Here is a 4218-nt window from a genome sequence, read left to right as displayed (position 1 = left end):
GGACGAGTGAGATGCCGGTTGAATCCGCATGCAGTGTGAGAAAGACGACATGCTCAGGGGCTGCGCTTTCTCCAGCAGGCATATCTCTGCCGACAGCTACTGTGATCAATATCAGAAGCAGAATCAGCGCACAGACATATCCGATTGCCAATCTCATAATTCTACTCATTTCTCCACTTACCTCTCGTAGTAACAGATATCGACCTGAGCCGGTCAGACATTTAGAATGTAAGCGAGATAGTGCATTTGGTCAAGTACATTACCGGCAAACTCTTCATGATTGACAGGAGTACGCAAAACGTTTATCATTCTCGAAACATCCGAGAGTGCTTGCATCCGTTGTTGAAGGAGAATCGGCTATGAAGAAGACATTCATGATAGCCGTGTTGGCTGTTATGCTTGTTCCGCACTACGCTGACGGCCAAACGCGTTTCGGGATTGGAGTGCGTGGAGGGATTGTCGCGGATTACGATAATCCGGAATTCAGCTTGCCGCACAAGCTCGACATTGATCAGCTTACTGTCGTGGGTGGGCACGTGCAGTTCGGCGGATTCCCGACTTTCACGCTTGAGCTTGCAGTCGAATCGAGGACGCACACTGAGAAAATGACCTTCCTCGGTGCGAAGACTTCCGCTGAGGTCCAAGACCTTATGATTGCCGCGAATCTGAAGTACCTTTTCAGAATCCCAGTCATAACTCCTTACATTGGTGGCGGAATAGCTTCGCACAATCTCAACTACGAGTATAACTCGGCTGTTGAATGGCCTAATCCGGAAGGTGCTATTCACATTCCGGATGACGGCAGCCGGTTCGGTGTTCACGGGATCGCCGGTGTTGCGTTGGGGTTCGCTGCATCTCCGATTGAACTGTTCATCGAGGGGCGCATCGGCAGGATTGAGGGGGATGAGGAGTCGGCGAAGTATAAGGCTGTGTATGGCGGTGTCACACTCAGACTACTATGAATGACAAGCAGCGCCCTGCACGAGCTTGGTATCGGCAAGGTGTCGGTGCAGAAGCTGGCGGCCGGCAATAACGAAATTATGAGGAAAAGCAATTGCTCAGATTCGGGTCTCGCCTAAAACATTACGGACGCTATAGCCAGATTGTCGGCGTCCTCATCAGGCATGGGTTCGGCGAATTCATCGACAGGATGAAGATTCGGTCCGTGTTCAAAATCGGCCGGAAATCCCTGCTAAGGGAATCTGCCCGTGTTGCAGAACTGACCTATGCCGAGCGGATTAGATCAACTATGGAGGAGCTGGGGCCGAGCTTTATCAAGTTTGGGCAGATGCTCGCAAGCAGGCCATTCCTGATCCCGGTCGAACTGACAGCCGAGCTTGTGAAGCTGCAGGATGCTGTGGCGCCGTGTGAATACGACCTTATTCAGAAAACAGTCGAAGAGGAACTCGGCAAACCGATCTTGGAGCTTTTCAGCGAGTTCGCCAGAGAACCGGTGGCATCGGCCTCACTGGCGCAGGTGCATATCGCCCGGACTCATGACGGCAAGCCTGTCGCGGTTAAGGTGCTCCGTCCCGGTGTTGAGCAGATGCTTCGCATCGACATGGATATTCTGAGGGATGTTGCAGGTTTGCTCGAGAAGTATGTTCCGGAAAGCAGGCAGTATAAACCGACAGAACTTGTGGATGAACTTGCACGTGCTACGCGGCGGGAAGTCGATCTGTACTACGAAGCGAGGAATATCGAAGTATTCGGGATTAACTTCGCTGAAGATGACAGGATCGAGATTCCGACGGTGCATTGGGAATATTGCAGCACGAGGGTTCTGACGACAAGCGTGGTAGATGGCATCAAGGTGTCGATGATAGATGATCTCAAACGCGCCGGGCATGACCTGCCACTTCTCGCAAAACAGGGCGCGCAAATCGTATTCAAGATGATATTCGAGGACAGGTTCTTCCATGCCGATCCGCACCCGGGGAATCTGTTCATTCTGCCGGGTGACCGGTGGGCACCTGTTGACTTTGGGCTCGTAGGCCAGCTCTCTGAATCAGCAATCGATCTTCTCGCCGGTATTCTAATCGCGGCGAACAGGAAGGACGCGCGGGCTATCGTGAGGATTCTGGCGACTCATGATCTGCTGCCGGATGATGCGAATGTTGGTTCACTGGAGACCGAATTCACCGAGCTGCTTTATCGCTATCACAAGATTCCTCTAAAACAGATCAACATGAAAGCGATATTCGCTGACGGTCTTGATGTGTTTGTCAGGTACAATATCAGGATGCCCGCCAATCTGATGCTGCTTGGGAAAGCGATTGTAACCTATGAAGAGGTTGGCCGAGCTCTCGATCCGAATCTGAATATGATCGGAGAAGTCGAGCCACATATTAAGCGGTTGGCGTTGAGAAAGCTGAATCCGAAGAAGATATCCATGGAGCTGCTGGCGCTGCTTGGGAGCGCTGCTGATTTCATATCTGAAGCGCCTGCAGAAGTGCGGCGACTCAGCCAGAAATTGCTGAGGGGGGAGCTGGGACTGCTGCTTCGCCATCGCGGTCTCGATCGTCTTGCCAATGATATGGATCGATCGTCGAACAGACTCTCGTTTGCAATAATCATCGGCGCGGTAATAATCGGTTCATCGCTGATTATATCCAATGAAATCGGTTTGATGTTTCACGGCGTGTCATTGCTTGGGCTGACCGGCTATCTGATAGCCGCAGCTCTCGGTCTCGGGTTGATCATCTCAATAATCAGATCGGGGAGGTTGTGATGGGGACATACTCGCACTCTCGACTATCGACATACGAAAACTGTCCGCGCAAGTACAAATTCCGATACGTCGAAAAATTCGATGTCGGCGATAGCGTGTCGGTCGAGAGCTTCAGGGGGAAGATTGTTCACGAGGCGCTTCAGCGGCTGTATGAGCTTGTGATGGAAGGCAAAGTCTGGAGCGAGGCAGATCTTCTGACATACTACGATGAGAGATGGCAGAGTCAGCATCCGGGATTGGGGCTGCTTGCTATCAAGGATGAGCATCTCTCGGAGGAGGACTTCAGAAACAAGGGGAGGCGGATGGTTCAGGATTACTATCGAGCCTATCACCCCTTTGATCAGGAAAAGACGGTTGCGCTTGAACGAACGGTCACTGTCAACCTCGATCCGGATGGCAACTACAAGATCAAAGGCATTATCGATCGGTTGGCTGTTTCAAAGAGTGGCGTTATGCAGATACACGATTATAAGACCGCGCGGTCGATGGTAGATCAGCGGTATCTAGATGATGATCGGCAGCTTGCATTGTATCAGTTGGCAGTTCAGCAGATGTGGCCGGATCGCGATGGATTCGAGCTTGTATGGCATTATCTTTCTGTGCCGGAAAAAAGAACTTCATCGAGAAGTGACATCGATATCGACACCCTGATTGAATCTACAATCGGGCTAATTCGCGAGGTTGAGCAGGCCACTGCGGACAACAACTTCCCGACCAATGAGACTCGTCTCTGCAATTGGTGCGAATACATGTCGTTCTGTCCTGCCAAAATACACCCGCTGTCTATGGAAGCGAAATCTCCCGGCGAGCTCGGAGCTGACGAGATCGTTGTCACAGTGGATCGGCTGGCCGAACTAAAGAGAATCATAGCTTCACTTCAGAATGAGGGGGAGGAGATAAAACAGAGGTTGATTCATCTGGCTCGCGAGAAAGGGATGACGGTTTTTGCAGGCTCTGACAAGAATGCGAGCATTAGATTCGGGTCACGTCATAGACCCAAATACTCCGATTTAGTGAACGGAAAAGAGACTGAGAAGACGAAGTTTATCGAATTTCTGATCAAAACGGGTATGATGGATCAGGTATTCTCATATCATTCCGGCTCGTTCGACAGCTTCATAAAGAGAGCGAAGTTTGATCAGAAATACAAAGAGGAGCTGTTTGAGTTTATAGAGTCGGTCGAGCAGAAACCGGTCGTAACAGTAACAAATAAAAGGGATTAGATGCAATTTTCGATCATGTGCTCCGGTTTTGCTTCATCTAATTTGCATTCCGGAGTCGATTCTTGGGTCGCATATTATGCGTTTTGGGGCATGGATTTCGTCGCAGGTATTACTTCAGAACTCCGTCGTAAGTGTATAAAGATTCAACATGTTATGACGGTCAAAACGACCAGAAACGTCTTGACAAACTCCAGCTTTGTGATATATTGTGCACGATGAGGGACTCCGTCACTGTGGCGGAAGTCCAGTTTGCTGTGCCGTTGT

General features: G+C 50.5%; 3 protein-coding genes. All 3 read left to right on the top strand.

Annotated elements, in window-relative coordinates; genetic code table 11:
- Positions 1-359 precede the first annotated feature (359 nt).
- On the top strand, positions 360-962 hold the full coding sequence (locus KKH67_09935; protein ID MBU1319495.1) for a porin family protein: 603 nt from the start codon (positions 360-362) through the stop codon (positions 960-962).
- Between the two features lie 92 nt (positions 963-1054).
- Positions 1055-2731 (top strand): ubiquinone biosynthesis protein UbiB, encoded by a 1677-nt coding sequence (locus KKH67_09930; GenBank protein ID MBU1319494.1) that lies wholly within the window; start codon positions 1055-1057, stop codon positions 2729-2731.
- Positions 2731-3954 (top strand): PD-(D/E)XK nuclease family protein, encoded by a 1224-nt coding sequence (locus KKH67_09925; GenBank protein ID MBU1319493.1) that lies wholly within the window; start codon positions 2731-2733, stop codon positions 3952-3954. The genes KKH67_09930 and KKH67_09925 overlap by 1 nt, the downstream gene beginning before the upstream one ends.
- Positions 3955-4218 lie beyond the last annotated feature (264 nt).

Source organism: Candidatus Zixiibacteriota bacterium, assembly GCA_018820315.1.
Lineage (GTDB): Bacteria > Zixibacteria > MSB-5A5 > JAABVY01 > JAHJOQ01 > JAHJOQ01.
Note: the sequence above shows the minus strand (reverse complement) of the source record. Positions and strands in the feature narration are given on the sequence as shown.